Consider the following 19,548-nt stretch of genomic DNA (forward strand, 5'->3'; position numbering starts at 1 on the left):
TCGTAACTTCGGAAGAAGAGGGCCCCGTTTGGACGCAAGTCCAGGCGGGGGGCACAGACCAGGGGGTAGCGACTGTTTACTAAAAACACAGGGCTCTGCGAAGCCACACAAGGCGACGTATAGGGTCTGACGCCTGCCCGGTGCCGGAAGGTTAAGAGGAGAGGTGCAAGCCTTGAATTGAAGCCCCGGTAAACGGCGGCCGTAACTATAACGGTCCTAAGGTAGCGAAATTCCTTGTCGGGTAAGTTCCGACCTGCACGAATGGCGTAACGACTTCCCCGCTGTCTCCAACACCAACTCAGCGAAATTGAACTCTCCGTGAAGATGCGGAGTTCCCGCGGTCAGACGGAAAGACCCCGTGCACCTTTACTACAGCTTTGCAGTGGTGCTAGGGACTTCATGTGTAGGATAGGTGGGAGGCTTGGAAGCATGGGCGCCAGCTCGTGTGGAGCCAACCTTGAAATACCACCCTTGAAGTCTCTGGCATCTAACCGTGGCCCGTTATCCGGGTCCGGGACCCTGCATGGCGGGTAGTTTGACTGGGGCGGTCGCCTCCCAAAGTGTAACGGAGGCGCGCGATGGTGGGCTCAGAGCGGTCGGAAATCGCTCGTCGAGTGCAATGGCATAAGCCCGCCTGACTGCAAGACTGACAAGTCGAGCAGAGACGAAAGTCGGCCATAGTGATCCGGTGGCTCCACGTGGACGGGCCATCGCTCAACGGATAAAAGGTACGCCGGGGATAACAGGCTGATGACTCCCAAGAGTCCATATCGACGGAGTCGTTTGGCACCTCGATGTCGGCTCATCACATCCTGGGGCTGGAGCAGGTCCCAAGGGTTCGGCTGTTCGCCGATTAAAGTGGTACGTGAGCTGGGTTTAGAACGTCGTGAGACAGTTCGGTCCCTATCTGCCGTGGGTGTCGGAGTTTTGCGAGGATCTGTCCCTAGTACGAGAGGACCGGGATGGACATACCTCTGGTGCACCGGTTGTCACGCCAGTGGCATGGCCGGGTAGCTAAGTATGGACGGGATAACCGCTGAAAGCATCTAAGCGGGAAACCCACCTCTAAACCAGAGCTCCCTTGAGAGCCGTGACAGACCATCACGTCGATAGGAGGCATGTGGACGGGCAGCAATGTCTGAAGCTAAGCCTTACTAATCGCTCGATCGGCTTGATCTCGACCCCACAAACCGCGCCATGCGCAGCAGCAAGCCTGCTCACAAAACAGCAGCTTGACAGCACGCGCCGCAGTTCGATACTCCTCCCTCACTTGCACTGAACAAGCTACAAGCTTCGGAAAAACAGCGTCGGTCTTGAGCCTGGGTGACCTGGTGGTCATGGCGAGGTGTCAAACACCCGATCCCATCCCGAACTCGGCCGTGAAAAGCCTCCGCGCCAATGGTACTGCGTCTTAAGACGTGGGAGAGTAGGTCGCCGCCAGGTCACTCAGCCTCAAGAGACGCTCAACACAAAGCTCATCCTTGCATCGTCACCCGCTATCCAAAACGCCCCGGCCCAAAAAGCCGGGGCGTTTGGCGTTTCGCCCGGTGCTCATCGTCCATGATGATACGATGGCGGCTCAATGCCGCAACCTGACAAAGCGATTTGAAATTTAATGCACCAGCCTTGTATTTTTTGAACGCATCAAGCAACTTCCAGGTGTTGTCCAATCTTTGGGTGTGTCATGGGTTTAGCCAATTTCGATACCGGCAGCTATCTGGCTGGAAACTCTGACCTTCTCAAGGCCGGCTTCTCGCTCTCCGACGCAGAGCAGCATTATCTGGCCTTCGGTCAGAAGGAAGGGCGGCCGACGACCTTCGACAGTGCCGCCTACCTTGCATCCAATGCCGATCTGCGCAACGCGTTCAAAACCGATATGTCGGCGGCTCTCCGACATTACATCACGAGCGGATGGAAAGAGAACCGCAGCATCAGCTTCAATGCCGCCGAATATCTGGCATCGAATCGCGATCTTCTGGCTGCCGGTTTCACCACACAAACCGCCGCACAGCACTACATCAATTTCGGGGCGAATGAAAACCGTTCGCTGACGTCGTTCGAAGCTTCGGCCTATCTGACAGCCAACAAGGATCTTTCAGCCGCGTTCAAGGCCGATGCGAATGCCGCCTTACAGCATTATGTCACGACAGGCTGGCGGGAAAATCGGGCGACCACGGTCAAGACGGTGGAGACACCGTCGACCGAAAGCCGTCCGCCCGATGTGACTCCAAGCCGCCCGCCGACACCGGTCGAAGAGATCCACTTCCAGACCGTGGGGTTCTTCGATCAGAATGGCGCAAGCTATTCAGGCATCGGAATGCAGGCTGGCCAGAAATATCTGGTCGAAGCGCGGGGCAAGTCCAGCGGGGGAGGGACGCTTGCAGATCCGTATGTCGAGGGTGGCTATCTGACCCGAGTGGGTGGAACACCGATCGGCCCCCCTGGTTCGGGGATCACATCCGGCGGCACCCTCACCTTCACCATGGTGGCATCCGATGACAATGGCGGAACCGGATTGGACGCCAAGATGATTTTCACTGCCCCGGAAACCGCGGTGTTCAATTTCCGGGTTTTGTCGAAAGACTCGACGTTCGGAAGCTATACGCTGTCCGTGAACTCCATCTGAGCGGATTGGACGGCTTATGCCTCGAACCGGTTGCAAGCTGCCGCCCTGCCGAAGGATAAGAGGGGGCGGAGGCCGTCGGATGACGGCGGCAAGGGGGCGGCGATGGGTGAACCGGACGATCTTTTCGACATCTACCGCAAGGACCACGCCGCAGCGGCACTGACCGGTCCTGCGCTTGCCACCGCGCTGTCCGATACGGTGCGGCGCAGCCTCGCGCTGATCGAGGAGTTGTGCGCCGAGGTGACGCGCGCCCTTGCCAAGGCCCGCTACACCACCCGACTGGCGCAGACGGTGACCGACCGGTCGAGCTATGTGCGGCTCGACCGCCAGTCGGAGACCTTCCGCGACTATCTGCGGAGCTGGAGCCAGCAGCGGGCCGACAAGGGTGCCGGCGGCATGCATTGGGAAGCGCAGATCCTTGTCACCGACCACCGGCGGACGACGAAGGAGATCGGGCTGGGCGTCGCCTTCGAATGGCCGGGCGCGGGGGAGGAGGGCAGCTTCGCCTTCGTCGAGTTCTGGCCGACCGGCGCAGGTGTGTCCCTGCCCGCCGACGCCCGAGGCTTCCAGCGGGCGCTGGTCGCCTGCATCATCAAGCTGGAGCAGGCCGGCGAGCTGGCCAGCGTCAAGGAGCGCGGGTAAGCGTTACAGCGTCGCGTTCAGGCCGGACGCCGAGAGTTCCACCGGCCGCCGCGCCTGCCCGTCGCGGGCATAGGTGCCGTCGCTCGATGCCTTCTCCAGCGCAATCAGCAGGTTGCGGTTGATCGTCAGTACCGCCTTACGCAGGGCAACGAGGCCGGAGGCGTTCACCGACACCGCCCGTTCCAGCCGGTCGATCCGCTCCAGCGTCATGGTGCGCAGATCGTCGGGCAGACGGATCCCCTCGTCGCGGGCGCGCAGAACGGCGCTTTCCAGCTGTTCGGCCATCGCCGCCTTGCGGTGTGCAAAGACCTCCAGCCGGTCGAGCATGCCGGCGGCAATACAGGCGGACTCCTCCTCCAACACGCCAGACAGCGCCTCCACCGCGTCGAGAAAGTCGCGCACCAGCAGGGCGGTGGCGCCGTCATAACCGGGATCGGGCGCGGCCAGCCCCTCGGCCTGCTCCTGGTCCGGCCGGCTGTCGGGGCGAATTCGTGGATCAGGTCCTTGAGAGTGACGCTCATGACTGCGGCTCCGACCGAGCAGTTTCCGATGCCGTTCCCTGGGCGGCATAGAGGCGGGCGATCTCGTCATGGGTCATCTTTCCGATGCCGAGCGTGCCGGATTCGGCAACGGCCTTGCCATATTCCTGCAACAGCATGCTGCGCCAAGGCTTTTCCGCCGGACCACCGCCGCCGAACAGTGGGCTTTCGCGCATGCCCGCGAACATGCTTTCCATCAGCTGGCCGACCAGCATCGCCTCGAACTCCGTCGCCACCTTGTCGGCAGCGGCCGGGGTGGGGATTGCCGGCGTCGAAGATGCGGTTGAGGTTGTGCTGCGGAGGGTCGTTGCGGCGATGTCCATCGTCGTCTGTCCATCCTGGTTTCCGGGGGTCAGATGATTTCCAGATCGGCGTGAAGGGCGCCGGCGGCCTTGATGGCCTGGAGGATGGCGACCATATCGCGCGGCCCCACCCCCAACGCGTTCAGCCCGTTGACCAGCTGCTGCAGGCTGACATTGCCGCCGACGGTCACGAACTGGCGGCCGTTGCCCTCCTGAACCTGCACGTCGGTGCGCGGCACCACGACGGTGGAGCCGTTGCTGAAGGGCTGCGGCTGCGACACCTGCGGCGTCTCCACCACGCGGACGGTCAGGTTGCCCTGGGTGATGGCGACGCGGCTGACCCGCACATCATCGCCGATGACGATGGTGCCGCTGCGCTCGTCCACCACCACGCGGGCAATGGCGTCGGGGCGGACCGCAAGCTGCTCGATCTCGCCGATCAGGCGGGAAACATTGCCGACATAGGATCCGGTGATCCGAACATCCACCGTGGTCAGATCGACCACCCGGGCGTTGCCGGACCCGAGCCGGCCGTTCACCGCGTCGGCGATGCGGATCGCCGTGGTGAAGTCGGGATTGCGCAGGGCCATACGCACCGCGCCGACGTCGTTCAGCGCGAATTTCAGCTCGCGCTCCACCGTGGCGCCATTTGCGATGCGGGCGGTGGTCGGCACGCCCTTGGTCACCGTCGCCGCCGCCCCGCCGGCGGTGAAGCCGCTGACCGACAGCGGCCCCTGTGCCACGGCATAGGCCTCGCCATCGGCGCCCAGCAACGGCGTCACCACCAGCGTGCCGCCCAGCAGACTGGTGGCGTCGCCCAGCGCCGAAACCGTCACGTCGACAGTGGTGCCCTGGCGCGGGAAGGGCGGCAGGCTGGCCGTCACCATCACCGCCGCGGCGTTGCGGGTGCGCAGCGTCTCGCCACGGGTGTTGATGCCCAGCCGCTCCATCATTCCCTTCAGGCTCTGTTCGGTGAAGGGGGTGTTGATGAGGCGATCGCCGGTGCCGTTCAGACCGACCACCAGACCGTAGCCGACCAGCTGGTTGCGGCGGACCCCGTCGAAGGTGACCAGATCCTTGACCCGCGTCTGCGCCGCCGACGGGCCGGCCGACAGCATGCCGAGCGCCAGCAGAAGTCCGGCAGCCAGGGCCATGGAACGGCGGACTGCGGCACGGCATATGGCGGGCCGCGGCCGGCGCGGAACGGGGACCTGGATGCCGGGGCTCATGGTGATGCGGCCTAGAGGTAGTTGGTCAGGTGCAGCTTGGCGATGCGCGCGGTGGCGCTGGCGGTGGCGTCGATCTGCGCCTGCAGCTGGGTGATCCGTGTGCTGGCCTCGTAGGGGTCGACGCCTTCCAGATTGTCGATCTGCAGGCTGAGCACCGACTTCTGCGTCTTGTGCTGTTCGGCCAGCGTTGCGACCTGGGCGCGCTGGATGCCGAGCTGCGCCGTCGCTTCCCGCAGCTTGCCGAGTCCGCCGGACAGCTTGTCCACCGCCGTCCTGATGTAGTCGGGATAGGCGTCGACGTTCATCGTCGAGGTGTCGACCGCCGCCAGCATGTAGATGCCCTCCAGCATCTCCCGCACCATCGGGTCGTTGGCCTGCACGCCATAGGCGACGGTGGTGGCGTCCGCCGGCTGGCCGCTGACGCGCGGCGACGCGGTGCCGCCGGGCTGCATCGCCGTGGTGCCGGTGTAGAGGCCGCCCTCGAAGGTGTCGGTCAACGGGGCCGGGGCGGGCGTCGCCGGGTCGCGCACGGCGAACAGGTCGTCCAGCCGGGCGACCACCGCCGCGGTCTCCGCCGCCGTGGTCGGCATGGCGCTGCCGCCGGTCGCCGACTGGATGGCGTCCCGGATGATCTGCATCGGCGACCGCAGGCCCGACTTGTCGCCGTCGACGTTGCGCATCGGCGGCTGGTCCAGGGCGGTGCCGGCAAACAGATAGCTGTTTCCGGCCGAGGCGTTCAGCAGCCCGACCACCTGATCCAGCACGCCGCGCGCCCGGATTTGCAGCGAACTGCCCGTCGGCGACTGCTGCCCCAGCCCGGTGGCGGCGGCGGCCAGCAGATCGGTGCCGGAGGTGAGGATGCTGGTCATCGCGCTGTCCATCATCTTCATCCGGCCATCGAGCAGGTCGGTGGTCTTCACATACTCGTCGGTGCGGTCGAACAGGTTGCGCAGCGCGATGTCGCGGCCGGTGCTGGCGCCGATGGTGGCGGCGACGTCGGCATGGACGCCGGTCGACACCTCCTCGTTCGCCCGGGTCAGCTCCATCTGCTGCCGGGTCATCGTGCTTTGCAGCGTCCGGCTCATCCCCAGCGTGGACAGGGCATTGTACAGCATGGTGCTTATCCCTTGATCTGCAACAGGATGTCGATCATGCGGCCGGCCACCTGCACCACCTGGGCACTGGCGCCGTAGCTCTGCTCGATCAGCTGCAGCTTCTGCATCTCGTCGTCGATGTTGACGCCGTCGCGGTTGATGCGGGCCGTCTCCAGCGTGTCGGCGCTGATCTTGCGCGCGTTCATCTCCGACTCCGCACCGGTGCGGTAGCCCTGCTGCGCCGACACCATGGCGGTGGCGTAGCCGCCGAGCGTCGCGGTGGCCGGCATGTCGGTGGCGGTGAAGCTGCGCGTTCCGGTGAAGACGGCCTGGAACCTGTCGATCTGTGTCTGGTCGCCCGGCTTCAGCGGAGCCGCCGCCTGCACGCCGCTCTGCACCCGCCAGCTTTCCGTCCGCACCACGTCGTTGACGGCGATGCGCGAGGCCAGCCCGGCAGTGGTGCCATAGGCCGCCCCGGCATCGGTGAACAGGCCGGGCTTGGTCGGATCGGTCTCCGCCCCCTGGAAGGCCTGGACCAGACCGGCGGCCAGCTCGTCCAGCTGGGCCATGGCGCGGGGCATGTCCTGCTTGATGGTCTGGACATAGCCCATGATGCGGCCGCTCTGGATTTCGCTGTCCGGCTTGGCCGACAGGGAGACGCCGTTGGCCATCACCTCGTCCCCCAGCAGGGTCAGCGGCTGTTCGCCCGGCGTCAGCGGGTGGTCGAGCAGGGTCTGGCCGTTGCGGGTCATCACCACCATCTGGCCGTCCTCGCGGCTGTAGGTGCGGATGCCGATCTCCTGCGACACCTGATCGAGCAGGCGGTCGCGCTGGTCACGCAGGTCGCCGGCATCGCCGCCGCGCGTTTCCAGCGTCGCGATCTTTCCGTTCAGGTCGCTGATGCGCTGGAGCGAGGTGTTCACCGCGTCGACGGAGGTCTGGAGCCGGTCCCTGGCATCGTCCTGCACGGTCTGCGCGGCTTCGGCGGCGCGGTTCAGGCCGCCGGCCAGCGCTGCTGCCTGCGACACCACGGCGCTGCGCGCCGCGTCGTCGCTGGGCATGTCGTGCAGGCGGGCGAAGGCCTGTTGCAGCTTCGACAGCTGGGTGGAGACCGACTTCTCGTCCTGCGGCTGCCCCAGCACCAGCGCATAGTCGGCGAGCGCCGAGGCCCGCGCCTCCTGTCCGCTGAAGCGGCTGGTCTCGAACCGCGCGTCGCGGATCAGCAGTTCGTCCACCTTGCGCGCGACGGCGTCCACCCGCACCCCGGCGCCGCGGCCGGCGGTGTTGACCGCCGTCAGGTCGAGGTCGCGGCGCACATAGCCGGCAGTGGTGGCGTTGGCGAGGTTGTGGGACACCATCGCCGCCTGCTGCTGCGTCGTGCGCAGGCCGGACAGGGCGGCGGTGAGGGCGAGTTGGACGCTCATGGCCGGGACTCCGTCTGTGCTGGGCTCAACGCTTCAGGCGGGTGGTCTCTTCGACCAACTCGTCGGTGGTGCGCACCAGGGTGGCGTTCGACGAATAGGCGCGCTGCGTCTCGATCAGCGAGACCAGTTCGGTCGCGATGTCGACGTTCGACTGCTCCAGCGCGCTGCCGACGACGCTGCCGGCGCTGCCCTGCTTGCCCGCACCCAGCGTCAGGGTTCCGGTGTCCGCCCCCAGCGTGAAGGTGTTGCCGTCCTGGGCGACCAGACCGTCCGGGTTGGTGACGGTGGCGATCGGGATCTGGTACAGCGCCTGGCGGGCGCCGTTGTCGTACATCACCCACAGCTTGCCGCTGTCGTCGATGTTGACCGAGGTGACCTGCCCGACCTTTGCGCCGTCGCCGGTCACCGTTGGCACGTAATCGCCGTTCAGTTGCGTGACGTTGCCGAGCGACATGGTGAAGCTGTCGGCGGTCGGCGTGGCCGGCGAGTTGATGGTGAGGCTCGGCATCGGGTTCAGCGGCAGGCCGGCGCCGTCCACCGGCTTTCCGGCATAGGGGCCGGTGGCCGCGAAGGTCAGCGTCGCCGGGGCGCCGGCCACGGTGTAGCCGGTGGGGCCGGTGGCGGTCAGCGTCCACTCGTTGGGGGTGGCGGTCTTGGTCCAGGTCAGCGACAGGTCCAGCGGATTGCCCAGCCCGTCATAGAAGGTCGGGCTGCTGGTGAAGGTGTCGCCGCTGGCGGCCTGGGCCGGCAGGTTGCCGGAGAAATCCATCTGCGTGGTTTTGCTGCCGCCATAGACGAGATTGCCGACATTGACGGACTGCAGATCGTCGAAGCGTGACTTGCTGACGTTCGGCATGGTGCCGTCGGGGTTCAGCTTCCAGGCTTCCAGATACTGGCCGGCATTGTTGCGCAGAAAACCGGTTTCGTCGGGCAGGAAGCTGCCGGCGCGGGTCAGCGAATATTCCGGCGTGCCTGACGCCTTGTTGCCGACGACGAAGAAGCCGTTGCCGCTGATCGCCATGTCGGTGGCGGAACCGGTGCCCATGATCGTGCCGTCCTGCTGCACCTGATAATGGGTGGCGGACTGCACGCCGCTGGCGGTGTAGGTGCTGCGGCTGCCGGGCGCGGTGACCAGGGTCGAGAAATCCACGGTGGCGCGTTTGTAGCCGACCGTCTGGGAATTGCTGATGTTGTCCGAAATGGCGGCAAGGCGCGAGCTTTGCGCGGACATGCCGCTGACACCGGAACGCATGGCGCTGTACAGGCTCATCCTTGGAATCCTCTGGTCAACCGTCGAACGGAAGGGAAGTTGTGCGTTCCGGGATTCTCCGCGGATGACTGGCGGGGTTAACGGTAGCGAAGGGGTTTTAAAGGCGCTTTAAAGGAAAAGCGGATGTGTTTTGTTAAAATGTTCCGGGTTTTTCTTTGAAGGGTGTAGGCTTTGATGTCCAAACCCTCACCCCTACCGCCGCAGCAAGGTGATGCTGATCCGCCGGTTGCTGGGATCGAGCGGATCGCTGGCCCCGAAATGGTCCAGATCGGCACGCCCCTCCACCCGGACGATGCGGGCGCCGGGAATGCCGCTGGCGATCAGTTCGCGGCGGGCGGCGTTGGCGCGGTCGCTCGACAGTTCCCAATTGCCGTACTTTGCATCCGGCGCATAGCCCAGCGCATCCGTGTGTCCGGTGATGCCGATCGGATTCGGCACCGACGCCAGCGCCGACGCCACCATCCGCATCAGCCGGCGGCCCTGGTCGTTCATCTGGGCCGACCCGACCTTGAACATCGAGAAGCGGGCCTGATCGGTCAGCTGGACACGCAAGCCCTCCGGCATCTGCTGGATCACAAGGCTGCCCTGCAGGGCGTTCAGGTCCGGTGATGCGGCGATGCGCTGGCGGAGATCCCGTTCCAGCGACTCCAGCGCCACCTTCTCCGTCAGTTCGGATGACTGGCGGTCGAGCAACGCCTCCAGCTCCGCACGGGTGGCCTGGGGGGCTGGCGCTGCGGCCGCAGGTGTCGGTGGCGCGCTCTCCGTTGCGGGGCGCAGCAGATCCACCGGCTGAACATTGCCCCCGGGCGGATGGGGCATCGGATCCTTGCGACCGGCCGGCTGGCGGTCGCTGTCGCCGACCGAGGCGACGACGGGCGGGGAGGCGACCGGGCTCGCCTGATCGCCGGCGGCGTTCGGGGTGGTCAGCGACCCCATCTTGTCGACCGAACGGCCGGCCAGCATGCCGTCGGCGCCGGAATTGCTCTGCGACACCGCGACCGGGTTGAAATAGTCGGCGATCCCCTTGCGTTGTTCGGTGGTGGTGATGTTCATCAGCCACATCACCAGGAAGAAGGTCATCATCGCCGTCACGAAGTCGGCGTAGGCCAGCTTCCAGGTGCCGTTGTGCTCTTCCTCGTCATGGCCGCCCAGATGGCCGCCGAGGTGGCGCTTGACGATGATCGGGGGGAGGGCGGTCTTGCGCGGCATGGCCGGTCACGCCGCCTGACGGCTGTCGCGGCCCTTGGCCTGCGACGACAGCGCGGTGGCGACCTCCACCTCGGCCAGACTGGGCTGGATGTCGGTGTACAGCACCTTGCGGGCATATTCGGCGCAGACCTGCGGTGGGCTGCCGCGGAGATAGGCGCAGAGCGCCGCCTTGATGCAGAAATACATGTTCAGTTCCGATTCGCGGCGCTGGCGGGCGGCGCTGGCGATCGGGCCCACCATGCCGTAGGACAGCAGCACGCCGAGGAAGGTGCCGGTCAGCGCTCCGCCGATCATCCGGCCCAGCACCTCCGGCGCCTCGCTGATGGCGCCCATGGCGTTGATGACGCCCAGCACCGCGGCGACGATGCCCAGCGCCGGCAGCGCGTCGGCGAGGTTCTGCAACGCCTTGGGCACCTGGTTCAGCTCGCGGCCCAGCGTGTCCAGCTCCTCCGCCATCAGCGATTCCAGATCGTGCGGGTTGTCCTGACCGAGAGCGACCAGGCGCAGGTAATCGCACAGGAAGGTGATGCAGCGGTCATAGCGCAAAACGTTGGGATACTGTGTGAACAGTGGGCTCTCGGCCGGCTTGTCGATGTCCGCCTCGATCTGCGACATGCCCTTGGATTTGGCGACGCGCAGCAGGCCATAGACCAGCGCGATCATGTCGAGATAGTCGTTCTTGGGCGTCGCCCGGCCGCGGGCGATGGCGCCGACGGCGCGCAGCGTCTCGCGCAGCACCGCCGGGCTGTTGGCGATGGCGAAGCCGCCGATGCCGGCGCCGATGATGATGACGATCTCCACCGGCTGCCACAGCACCGCCATCCGCCCGCCCATGGCATAGAAGCCGCCGAGGACGCTGGCGAACACCGCGATCAACCCGAACATCAAGCGCATGTTTTCTTCTCCGGATGTGCAAAGGCCGTCGCGAAAGGGGGGCAACTTCCGCCGACGCTACCGCCGGCCGTTTAAAGCGGCTTTACGGATCAGGACCCGAGGTCAGGGCTTCCCCCGCCACCCGCGCGCCAGCCGGTCGAGCGCGGTCGCCGTGGCAAGGTCGCGCTCGACCGCTTCCGCGCGCAGCGGCCCGTCGGCCGGCGGCGGCGCCAGCGCATCGACCAGTCCGGCCCAGCGGGTGCCGGCCAGCCGCGCGCGTTGCGCCTCGCCGAACGTGCGCAGGCCTTCGGCATCGCCGGCCAGATAGGCCGACAGCCCCTGCAAGGCGAGGTCGTCGGCCGTCGGTTCCGCCCCGGTGGCGGCCAGTTCGGCAAAGGCGCTACGCGCCGCCTGCCATTCACCGGCGGCGAACAGCCCCTGCGCCCGCAGCCGCGCCGCCTCCGCCCCGGTCAGGCCGCGCAGGGCGTCGAGCGCCCGCACCGTGTCGCCATCGCCGAGCAACGCATCTGCGCGCAGCAGGGCGCGGCGTTCGGCCAGGGCCGGTTCCAGCCCGGACCCGCCGGTGCGGGCGAGCACATCCAGCGCCTCTCCCTCGCGCCCACCGTCGATCAGGGCGCGGGCGAGCGTGGCGCCAAGCTCCGCCCGGCGCGGACCGCTCGCCCCTTCGGTCAGCGCGTGCAGGATGCGGGTCGCCTCCAGCCCATAGCCGTCGCGCAACAGCAGGGTGGCGAGGCGCAGGCGCAGCCCGCCGTCCGCCCCGTCGGCCAGAGTGACCAGCCGCCCGTGCCGGGCCTGCAAGGCCAGCGCATAGAGTCCGCCCGGCGGAGACTGCTCCAGCCGGTCGAGCACGGCGGACAGCAGGGTCCGTCCGGCCGCCAGCGCGTCGCGTCCGCGCGCGGTGGCGCCGAAGCGCCGCCCCAGCAGACCGAAGATGTCCAGCGCCGCCTCGGTCCGGCCGCTGCGGGCATAGGCGCCGCCGAGTGCCGCCAGCGCATCGGTCTCGATGTCGTCGCCGCGCCAGGCGAAGCGCAGGGCCTCCAGCGCCTTGATGGCGCCGTCCTCGTCCAGCCGTCCCAGGCCGCGGCGCAGTTCGATGGCGCGCACCTCCGCCCGGCGGGCGAAGGGACCGCGGCGCAAGGCCGCCGCGGCGTCATAGCGTTCCAGCGCCGCGTCCGGCGTCGCCTTCAACTCCGCCAGCCGGCCGCGGAAATAGTCGAGCCGGCCATCGGCCATGCCCTTCGAATCGACGGTGATCATCTCCAGCACGATCAGGTTCAGCGCCGCGCTGTCCCCCGCTTCGTCCGCTGCGGCGGCGAGCGTGGTCAGCAGCCGGCTGCGCAGGTCGGCCGGATAGTCGAGCAGCCGGCGCAGCGCGATGGGCAACCCCTCCTTCGCCGCCGCCCAGCGACTCGGTGCGAGGGCGACGCTGCGCCAGACATGGTGGTCGGCCATGGTCCCGGCCGGCAGCTGGACGAACAGGTTGTCGTCGGGCGCGTCCTCGCGATCGAGCGTGCGGAAGGCGTCGCCCAGGATGCGCAGGGCATAGCGCTGGTCGGGGGCTGGCGACAGGCTGGCCGCCGTTTCCAGCGCCGCCCGCCCTTCCTCGTCCATGGCGCGGGCGAGCAGGAAGCGGACCAGCGCGATCTGCGCCTCGACCCGCGCGCGGCCCTGTGCCTTGTCGAGGGCGGCTTGCAGCGCCTCGCGCGTGCGGTTGAAGTCGTCACCGGCCCAGCCGGCGAGATCCATCGCCCCGATGGGCGGCGGAGCCGGTGGCTTGGGCGGTTCGGCGGCCTGCGGGACTGGCTTGGGGGTGCGTTCCGGCATGCGCTCCAGCTGGCGCAGGGTCTGTTGGATGCTGTCGCGGACTTCGCCTTCCAAGCTGGCAACAACTGGGAGGGGCGCGTTCTCCCTCTCCCCCCCGGGGAGAGGGAACACTGCCGGGATTGGGGAATCCATAACTGCCGCGTTGGCAGTGCCGATAGGGTTCAGCGCTTCAACGACTTCGGCGACACCGATGGCGCCAGCCTTCGGCGGCGCAGCGGCGACCACCGCATCCGGCGTCCCTTCCACCGCCCCATCCCCCGTCCCCCCGGCTTGACCCCCGGAACCGGCGGCCCGCCGACATCGACGATCAGGTTCTGCCGTTCCATGAAGCTCGCCACCCGCGCGCCGCAGGGCACCGTCGCGGTCAGGCTGCGCCCGCCGTCCGCCGTCACGAAGTCCGCCAGCCGGCGCGAGAAGCTGTCGCGCAGGCTGGCCAGCGGCCAGCGCACCGGTTCGGGCACGCTGACGCGCAGGACGCAGCCGTCGACGACCGCCACCGGCTCCACCCCCTTCGGCACCGACAGCACCAGCCGGGAATAGTCGCCATGGTCGCCCAGCTGTGCGCGGACGGCGGCCTGTGCCGGCCCCGGCAGCGACAGCAGGGCAAGAACCAGCGTCGAACCAAGCGTCACTGCGGTATTCGGGCGCCGTTTCATCACAGTCGTCTCGCATTTTATCGAAATGATTGCCAAAGCCGCGCCAAGTCCGGTAAGGCATCCGCCGGAACGGCCCAGGTTGAAACCCGGCTTTAAACTGCCTCGTCCAGATTAAGGCAGAGTTCAAAACCGGAGTGTTCGGCGATGGAGAACCAGCTTTACATCGGACTGTCGCGCCAGATGGCGCTGCGGCGGCAGCTGGACGTCGTTGCCAACAACGTCGCCAATATGAATACGGTCGGCTTCCGTGGTGAGCGCACCCTGTTCGAAGCGGCGATGGAGGCCGGCGGGCGCAAGCCGACCGACCGCATCGCCTTTACCATCGACCGCTCCACCTACACCGACCTGCGCGCCGGCGCCTTCACCGAGACTGGCAATCCCTATGACGTGGCGCTGGACGGCGACGGGTTCCTGTCGGTGCAGACGCCGGACGGCGTGCGCTACACCCGCGACGGACGGCTGCGCCGCGATGCCGACGGCACGCTGGTCGGCCCCAACGGCTATCCCGTACTGGATGACGGCCGCCGGCCCATCGTCATCCCGTCCGATGCGTCCAGGATCACCATCGGGTCCGACGGGCTGCTGTCGGCCGATGGCGCCGTGGTCTCCCGCATCGCCGTGTCGCGCTTCGCCAATCCCCAGGCGCTGAAGCAGACCGGCGACCTGCTGTTCGAGCCGGCCCAGGGCATGGAGGCGCTCCCCGCCCCCGACACCCGTCTGGTGGAAGGCAAGGTCGAGCGCTCCAACGTGCAGGGCATCGTCGAGATCGGCCGGATGATGGACCTGACCCGCGATTATCAGGCGGTGACCAAGATGGTGGACGACGGGCAGGATCTTCTGCGCTCCGCCATCAACCGCCTCGGCAAATCCTCGTAAAAGCTCCAAACAGGGAGAGTCCGTCCATGCGCGTGCTCAGCATCGCGTCCACCGGCATGATGGCCCAGCAGATGAACGTCGAGGTCATCTCCAACAACATCGCCAACATCAACACCACGGCCTTCAAGCGCTCGCGCGCCGAATTCCAGGACCTGATGTACCAGGCGGAAAAGCGCCAGGGCAGCCAGTCGACCGACAGCGGCACCATCGTGCCGACCGGTGTCGAGGTGGGGCTGGGCGTGCGGCCGACCTCGGTCAACCGCATCAACACCACCGGCAACCTGACCTCCACCGGCAACGAACTGGATCTGGCGATCGAGGGGCGCGGCTATTTCAACGTGACCCAGCCCGGCGGCGAGACCGTCTATACCCGCGCCGGCAGTTTCAAGCTGTCGCCGGAGGGCACCATCGTCACCGCCGACGGCTTCACCGTCGCCCCCGGCATCACCGTGCCGCAGGGCACGCGCGAGGTGGTGATCAACCGCTCCGGCGAGGTGCTGGCCTATGTCGACGGCAAGACCCAGCCGGTCAACCAGGGCCAGCTGGCGATGACGGTGTTCGTCAACGACAGCGGTCTGGAGGCGCTGGGCGACAATCTGTTCCGCGCCACCCCGGCATCCGGCGAACCGCAGGAGGGGCTGGCCGGTCAGGCCGGCTTCGGCACCATCCGCCAGAAATATCTGGAATCTTCCAACGTCAACGTCGTGCAGGAGATCACCGAGCTGATCTCCGCCCAGCGGGCCTACGAGATGAACGCCAAGGTGATCGAGGCCGGCGACCAGATGGCCTCCACCATGACCAACATGCGGTGACGACCGTGCAGCGAACCCTCCGCCGGCCGCTGTCCGTTCTCCTGCTCGGGACCATGCTGGCGCTTCCCTTTCCGGCTGCCGCCGGTCCCGCCACCGGTCCCGTCGAGACGCGGCTGGCGGAGGAGCTTCTGGCCTCCCTCGGCCCTTCAATCCCGCCGGACGCCCAGGTGGCGCTGACGCTGGGCCGTCCCTTCGACGGGCCGGTTGATGCCGTGCGCGACATCGGGCTCGACCCCCGCACCGGCATCTTCACCGCCCGCATCCTCAGCAACGGCCATGCCGTCGAGCTTAGCGGCCGGGCCGACGTCGAGGTGACGATGCCGGTGCCGGTCCGCCGCATCCGGCCGGGCGAGATCATCGAGCCGTCCGATCTGACCACCATCCGCCTGTCGCTCGACCGCGCCGGGGCGGGCTTCATCGCCTCGGCCGACGCGCTGATCGGCCAGTCGCCTCGGCGGCAGATCTCCGCCGGGCGGCTGGTCCAGGTCGGATCGGTCGGCGCCCCCATCGTCGTCCAGCGCAACCGGCCGGTGACTCTCGTTTACGAGGATGGCGCGCTGATGCTGGCCGCACGCGGGCGGGCGTTGCAGGAGGGCGGAGTCGGCGACACCGTCCGCGTCATGAACATCGCCAGCAGCACCGTGGTCACCGGCACCGTCACCGGGTCCGAGACCGTGTCGGTCAGCGGCCCGCGGATTCCGCAGGCAGCAAAGCCCTAAATCCTTTTATCAAGGGAGCTTCCGTCATGCGCACCGCGCTCGTCCCCATCCTGCTGCTGTCGCTTGGCACGAGCGGCTGCGCCCGGCTGGCCGACATCGGCAGCGCTCCCACCCTGTCGGAGATCTCAAACCCGGCCTTGCAGCCGGAGGCCCGCGTGATCTCGCTGCCGATGCCGCAGCCCTCGACGGCCGAGCAGATCCCAAGCTCGTTGTGGCGCACCGGGTCGCGCGACTTCTTCCGCGATCCCCGCGCGAAGCTGGTGGGCGACCTGCTGACCGTGGTCATCGACATTTCCGACCAGGCGCAGATGCGCAACAGCACCCAGCGCGGCCGCACCAACAGCGAAAAGGAGGGGCTGCCCAACTTCTTCGGTCTGGAAAGCCGCCTGCCGGCAGTGCTGCCCGACGCGGTGGATCCGTCGAATCTGGTCAATCTGGACAGCACCAGCAGCTCGGCCGGCAACGGCACCATCCAGCGCAACGAACGCATCGCCATGCGGGTCGCCGCCGTGGTGACCCAGGTGCTGCCCAACGGCAATTTCGTCATCGCCGGCCGGCAGGAGGTGCGGGTGAACTACGAGCTGCGCGAGATGCGCATCGCCGGCGTCATCCGGCCGGAAGACATCAGCAACGCCAACACCATCGAATACGACAAGATCGCCGAGGCGCGCATCACCTATGGCGGTCGCGGCCAGATCACCGACGTTCAGCAGCCGCGCTACGGCCAGCAGGTGCTGGACGTGATTCTGCCCTTCTGATGGTCAGGCCCTTCCGATGATCCGGCCTGTTCGGGAACCCGCGCCATGAAAGCTGTCCTGCTCTTCGCCGTGGCCGCTGCCCTCGCCTTCGGCGGCGGCTACGGCTTCGGCCGCATCGAGGCCCCGCAGGATGCGGCCCCCGCCGCTGCCGCCGAGACGGTCGCCGGCGGTCCCTATTACGTGGAGGCCGGCCAGCTGGTGGTGCCGATGCTGGATCGCGGGCGGACCATCGCCTTCATCCTGACCCAGATCACGTTGGAGGCATCCAGTGCCGATGACGCGCTCCTGGTCCGCCGCCGCCTGCCGCATGCCCGCAGCGCCATGCTGGAGGCGCTGTTCGACCTTGCCGGTCATGGCCGCTTCAACGGTCCGGCGGTCGATCCGCAGGGCGTCGCCACCGCGCTGCTGGCCGGCGCCAACGGCTCTCTCGGCGTCTCCCTTGGCGGCCGGGACAATGCCCAGCCGGTCCGTGCGGTGCTGATCGACCGCCTGCTGCGTCAGGACAACACGCGGCTGTAAAGAAGCCCTCTCCCGGGGCGGGAGAGGATCTGTTCACCTTACGACGCCGACAGCACCGCGCTCGAATCCACCGTGGCGCCGTTCTTCAGCACGAACTTGCTGGCGCCGTCGACGCTGCGCACCTCGGCCACCGTGTCGCTGACGACGGTGGCGCTCTTCAGCGCCTTGCCGTCCTTGTCCTTCGCCGTCACCCGCAGCGTATAGACGCCATCGGGCGCGGTGCCGCCACTGGCGGTCTTGCCGGTCCAGTCGAAGAGCTGCCGGCCGGTCTTCAGCGAACCGGGGGTGCTGTAGACGACGCTGCCGGCGCCATTCAGCACCTCCAGCTTCACGGAAGCCGGCGTGCCGTCGACGGTGTAGGCGGCTTCCGCCTTGCCGCCGGCCAGCGCCAGCTGGTCCGACGCCACTTCCACCTTGCGGCCGAGCAGGGCCATGTCCATGCGCATGCCGCTGCTCTTCAGCGTGTCCAGCACCTTGCCCAGCGTGTCGTTGGAGCGCATCGACTGCTCCACCGTCGACAGCTGCGCCAGCTGGGTCATGAACTGGGTGGCATCCATCGGTGCCAGCGGATCCTGGTTGCGCAGCTGGGCGGTCAGCAGCTTCAGGAAGGATTCGTAATCGACCGTGGCCTTCTTGGGCTCGCCGGTCATTGTCTGGTCGGTCTTGGTCTGGTCTGTCGTGGCCGCCGCGTTCGTCTTTGCGGCGGTCATCAGGCCGGTGCTGGGCGTGGTGGTCATGGCGGGACTGTCTTTCCTGTTCAGACGGTGACGTCGACCAGCCCGTCGATCGGGCGCAGCGGCCGGTTGGTAACGGATTCGGCAACGGGTTCGGGGATGGCCTCGGCCTGGACGCGCCAGCCGCCGGAACTGCCGCCCTGGTCGGGAGCGGCGAAGCCACGCGACTGCCCGTCGCCCTGAAGCGAGAACTGAAGGTTGGACCCGTCGAGCGACAGGCCGGCATCGCCGAGTGCCCGTTCCAGCTGGGTCAGGTCGCGCCGCAGCAGGGCCAGCGTGTCGGCCTGTTCGGCCTGGACGGTCAGCGCGACCTTGCCGTCGCTGACATCGGCGACGACGCGGATGCGGCCAAGTTCCGCCGGGGCGAGGTCGATATGGAACTCGCCGCCGCCGGACTCGGCCACGCGGACCAGAGGGGCCGCCAGTTGCGTCATCGCCGGGCTGTGCGCGGTTGCGGCCCGGCCGGACGCGGCGGCGGCGGCATAATGCGTTGCCGCCTGGGCAGGCAGGGTCGGCACCGCCTCGAAACCGGTGGCCGCCGTCTCGCCACTTCCCGTGCCGGGCGGAGCGGTGAAGGGCGGGGCTGGGGACCGGCCGGCAGGGGCGGAAGCGGCTTCGGGGACTGGTTGGCCCGCTTTCAGTGTTGCGGCGGCAGCGGTCGGTGGGTCGGCCTTGTCGGCAACTGCCCCCTGACGGCCGGCGCCGCGTGTGGCGTGGACCGCGGTGCGGGGATCGTTACTCTCGTCACGCCGGTTCTCACGCCCATCCGGAGAGGGGGGCGCCTCCGCGGTGGCGACCGGCATCGCGGATCCGGGGGCCGGCAAGGCGGCCTGCGCGACCTGCACGGTCTGGAGCGGCGCCGGAGCATCCGCTGGCTGCCCGGCGTTGTCCTGTGCCGCCGTTTCGGCCGGCGCCAGGTGTCCCGGTCCGCCTTGCTTGACCGGTCCATCGGCCAATGACGGTTCCGCTGCCGGCTGCGGAGCGGCCGCCGGTGCAGTCGTCGCTGCAGCCGGCCCGGCCAGCTGCTGGCCGATGGCGGCGGCTTGTCCGGCTTTGGGAGCGGTGGAACCCGTCGTCGCTTCGGGGGGCGCCACTGTCTCCGCCCTCGGTCCGGATGTTGGCATCGTCTGGGGAACCACGGGAGCTGCGGCCACCATCCAGGGCATCAGTGGGCCATCGGTTCCGCTGGCCTGCACCACTGCCTGGGTGATTGCGCCGCGTGCGGCGACGGGATCGTCCGGCTTTGGGTCCTTGCCCTTGCGCAGCCGGTCGGAGCGGCTTGCATCGTCGGGTTCCTCCTCCGCGACTTCATCCACCAGACTGGCGAAATCCTCGTCGCGCGCGTCGTCGCCGGACGAACCGCCACGTTGGGTCGGGGCCGGGCGCTGCGGGGCCGCAACGGCGTCGGGCATGCTGGTCAT

19 protein-coding genes and 2 rRNA genes (1 of these 21 only partly in view) are annotated in these 19,548 nt (G+C 67.6%); 9 read left to right on the forward strand and 12 right to left on the reverse strand.

Annotated elements, in window-relative coordinates; genetic code table 11:
* The 4 genes from E6C72_RS28765 to E6C72_RS28780 all read left to right on the forward strand — a co-directional run.
* Positions 1-1,179, forward strand: a 23S ribosomal RNA gene (locus E6C72_RS28765) (it extends 1,567 nt beyond the left edge of the window).
* Positions 1,180-1,327: 148 nt separating this feature from the next.
* A 5S ribosomal RNA gene (gene rrf / locus E6C72_RS28770) occupies positions 1,328-1,443 on the forward strand.
* A gap of 241 nt (positions 1,444-1,684) precedes the next feature.
* A complete protein-coding gene (locus E6C72_RS28775; protein ID WP_109443833.1) occupies positions 1,685-2,626 on the forward strand; it encodes a hypothetical protein in 942 nt (313 codons plus the stop codon).
* Positions 2,627-2,728: 102 nt separating this feature from the next.
* Positions 2,729-3,268, forward strand: coding sequence for a hypothetical protein (locus E6C72_RS28780; RefSeq protein ID WP_109443834.1), 540 nt, complete (start codon positions 2,729-2,731; stop codon positions 3,266-3,268).
* Positions 3,269-3,271: 3 nt separating this feature from the next.
* On the opposite strand, the gene E6C72_RS28785 is transcribed toward E6C72_RS28780, so the two are convergent.
* The 10 genes from E6C72_RS28785 to E6C72_RS32460 form a co-directional block, all read right to left on the reverse strand.
* A complete protein-coding gene (locus tag E6C72_RS28785) occupies positions 3,272-3,859 on the reverse strand; it encodes a flagellar protein FlgN (RefSeq protein ID WP_247882184.1) in 588 nt (195 codons plus the stop codon).
* Positions 3,786-4,130, reverse strand: coding sequence for a rod-binding protein (locus tag E6C72_RS28790; protein ID WP_109443836.1), 345 nt, complete (start codon positions 4,128-4,130; stop codon positions 3,786-3,788). The genes E6C72_RS28785 and E6C72_RS28790 overlap by 74 nt, the downstream gene beginning before the upstream one ends.
* Positions 4,131-4,159: 29 nt before the next feature.
* Entirely contained in the window at positions 4,160-5,338 is a 1,179-nt protein-coding gene (locus E6C72_RS28795; RefSeq protein WP_109443837.1) for a flagellar basal body P-ring protein FlgI, read from the reverse strand.
* 11 nt (positions 5,339-5,349) lie between these two features.
* The gene (locus tag E6C72_RS28800; RefSeq protein ID WP_109443838.1) at positions 5,350-6,453 is read right to left on the reverse strand and encodes a flagellin; all 1,104 of its coding nucleotides are present in this window, start codon (positions 6,451-6,453) and stop codon (positions 5,350-5,352) included.
* Positions 6,454-6,458: 5 nt separating this feature from the next.
* Positions 6,459-7,856, reverse strand: coding sequence for a flagellar hook-associated protein FlgK (gene flgK / locus E6C72_RS28805; RefSeq protein ID WP_109443839.1), 1,398 nt, complete (start codon positions 7,854-7,856; stop codon positions 6,459-6,461).
* 25 nt (positions 7,857-7,881) lie between these two features.
* Positions 7,882-9,126 carry a flagellar hook protein FlgE gene (locus tag E6C72_RS28810; protein WP_109443840.1) on the reverse strand — a complete coding sequence of 415 codons (1,245 nt, stop codon included), beginning with the start codon at positions 9,124-9,126 and terminating at the stop codon, positions 7,882-7,884.
* 192 nt (positions 9,127-9,318) lie between these two features.
* Positions 9,319-10,335 (reverse strand): flagellar motor protein MotB, encoded by a 1,017-nt coding sequence (locus E6C72_RS28815; protein WP_109443841.1) that lies wholly within the window; start codon positions 10,333-10,335, stop codon positions 9,319-9,321.
* A gap of 6 nt (positions 10,336-10,341) precedes the next feature.
* Positions 10,342-11,229 (reverse strand): flagellar motor stator protein MotA, encoded by an 888-nt coding sequence (motA, locus tag E6C72_RS28820; RefSeq protein WP_109443842.1) that lies wholly within the window; start codon positions 11,227-11,229, stop codon positions 10,342-10,344.
* A gap of 102 nt (positions 11,230-11,331) precedes the next feature.
* Complete coding sequence (locus E6C72_RS28825) at positions 11,332-13,107, reverse strand: hypothetical protein (RefSeq protein ID WP_247882185.1); 1,776 nt, start codon at positions 13,105-13,107, stop codon at positions 11,332-11,334.
* Between the two features lie 107 nt (positions 13,108-13,214).
* The gene (locus tag E6C72_RS32460; RefSeq protein ID WP_247882186.1) at positions 13,215-13,709 is read right to left on the reverse strand and encodes a hypothetical protein; all 495 of its coding nucleotides are present in this window, start codon (positions 13,707-13,709) and stop codon (positions 13,215-13,217) included.
* A 144-nt stretch (positions 13,710-13,853) separates the two neighbouring features.
* On the opposite strand from E6C72_RS32460, the gene flgF reads away from it, so the two are divergent.
* The 5 genes from flgF to E6C72_RS28850 are packed head-to-tail and all read left to right on the forward strand — an operon-like array spanning position 13,854 to position 17,393.
* Complete coding sequence (gene flgF / locus E6C72_RS28830; protein ID WP_109443844.1) at positions 13,854-14,585, forward strand: flagellar basal-body rod protein FlgF; 732 nt, start codon at positions 13,854-13,856, stop codon at positions 14,583-14,585.
* Positions 14,586-14,611: 26 nt separating this feature from the next.
* Positions 14,612-15,397 carry a flagellar basal-body rod protein FlgG gene (flgG, locus tag E6C72_RS28835; protein WP_109443845.1) on the forward strand — a complete coding sequence of 262 codons (786 nt, stop codon included), beginning with the start codon at positions 14,612-14,614 and terminating at the stop codon, positions 15,395-15,397.
* Positions 15,398-15,402: 5 nt separating this feature from the next.
* On the forward strand, positions 15,403-16,116 hold the full coding sequence (gene flgA / locus E6C72_RS28840) for a flagellar basal body P-ring formation chaperone FlgA (protein ID WP_247876038.1): 714 nt from the start codon (positions 15,403-15,405) through the stop codon (positions 16,114-16,116).
* 26 nt (positions 16,117-16,142) lie between these two features.
* Positions 16,143-16,874 (forward strand): flagellar basal body L-ring protein FlgH, encoded by a 732-nt coding sequence (gene flgH, locus E6C72_RS28845; RefSeq protein ID WP_109443846.1) that lies wholly within the window; start codon positions 16,143-16,145, stop codon positions 16,872-16,874.
* Between the two features lie 45 nt (positions 16,875-16,919).
* A complete protein-coding gene (locus tag E6C72_RS28850) occupies positions 16,920-17,393 on the forward strand; it encodes a hypothetical protein (RefSeq protein ID WP_109443847.1) in 474 nt (157 codons plus the stop codon).
* Between the two features lie 38 nt (positions 17,394-17,431).
* On the opposite strand, the gene E6C72_RS28855 is transcribed toward E6C72_RS28850, so the two are convergent.
* On the reverse strand, positions 17,432-18,130 hold the full coding sequence (locus E6C72_RS28855; RefSeq protein ID WP_109443848.1) for a flagellar hook assembly protein FlgD: 699 nt from the start codon (positions 18,128-18,130) through the stop codon (positions 17,432-17,434).
* A gap of 20 nt (positions 18,131-18,150) precedes the next feature.
* A complete protein-coding gene (locus E6C72_RS28860; RefSeq protein ID WP_109443849.1) occupies positions 18,151-19,548 on the reverse strand; it encodes a flagellar hook-length control protein FliK in 1,398 nt (465 codons plus the stop codon).

It is taken from the genome of Azospirillum sp. TSH100, from assembly GCF_004923295.1.
Lineage (GTDB): Bacteria > Pseudomonadota > Alphaproteobacteria > Azospirillales > Azospirillaceae > Azospirillum.

Coding starts and splice junctions, on each gene's coding strand:
- E6C72_RS28790 (WP_109443836.1), bottom strand. CDS start 4,130: ATGGACATCGCCGCAACGACCCTCCGCAGCACAACCTCAACCGCATCT.
- E6C72_RS28855 (WP_109443848.1), bottom strand. CDS start 18,130: ATGACCACCACGCCCAGCACCGGCCTGATGACCGCCGCAAAGACGAAC.
- E6C72_RS28775 (WP_109443833.1), top strand. CDS start 1,685: ATGGGTTTAGCCAATTTCGATACCGGCAGCTATCTGGCTGGAAACTCT.
- E6C72_RS28815 (WP_109443841.1), bottom strand. CDS start 10,335: ATGCCGCGCAAGACCGCCCTCCCCCCGATCATCGTCAAGCGCCACCTC.
- E6C72_RS28795 (WP_109443837.1), bottom strand. CDS start 5,338: ATGAGCCCCGGCATCCAGGTCCCCGTTCCGCGCCGGCCGCGGCCCGCC.
- flgF (WP_109443844.1), top strand. CDS start 13,854: ATGGAGAACCAGCTTTACATCGGACTGTCGCGCCAGATGGCGCTGCGG.
- motA (WP_109443842.1), bottom strand. CDS start 11,229: ATGCGCTTGATGTTCGGGTTGATCGCGGTGTTCGCCAGCGTCCTCGGC.
- E6C72_RS28860 (WP_109443849.1), bottom strand. CDS start 19,548: ATGACCAGCATGCCCGACGCCGTTGCGGCCCCGCAGCGCCCGGCCCCG.
- flgK (WP_109443839.1), bottom strand. CDS start 7,856: ATGAGCGTCCAACTCGCCCTCACCGCCGCCCTGTCCGGCCTGCGCACG.
- E6C72_RS32460 (WP_247882186.1), bottom strand. CDS start 13,709: ATGAAACGGCGCCCGAATACCGCAGTGACGCTTGGTTCGACGCTGGTT.
- E6C72_RS28780 (WP_109443834.1), top strand. CDS start 2,729: ATGGGTGAACCGGACGATCTTTTCGACATCTACCGCAAGGACCACGCC.
- E6C72_RS28785 (WP_247882184.1), bottom strand. CDS start 3,859: ATGACGAGATCGCCCGCCTCTATGCCGCCCAGGGAACGGCATCGGAAA.
- E6C72_RS28810 (WP_109443840.1), bottom strand. CDS start 9,126: ATGAGCCTGTACAGCGCCATGCGTTCCGGTGTCAGCGGCATGTCCGCG.
- E6C72_RS28800 (WP_109443838.1), bottom strand. CDS start 6,453: ATGCTGTACAATGCCCTGTCCACGCTGGGGATGAGCCGGACGCTGCAA.
- E6C72_RS28850 (WP_109443847.1), top strand. CDS start 16,920: ATGAAAGCTGTCCTGCTCTTCGCCGTGGCCGCTGCCCTCGCCTTCGGC.
- flgH (WP_109443846.1), top strand. CDS start 16,143: ATGCGCACCGCGCTCGTCCCCATCCTGCTGCTGTCGCTTGGCACGAGC.
- flgG (WP_109443845.1), top strand. CDS start 14,612: ATGCGCGTGCTCAGCATCGCGTCCACCGGCATGATGGCCCAGCAGATG.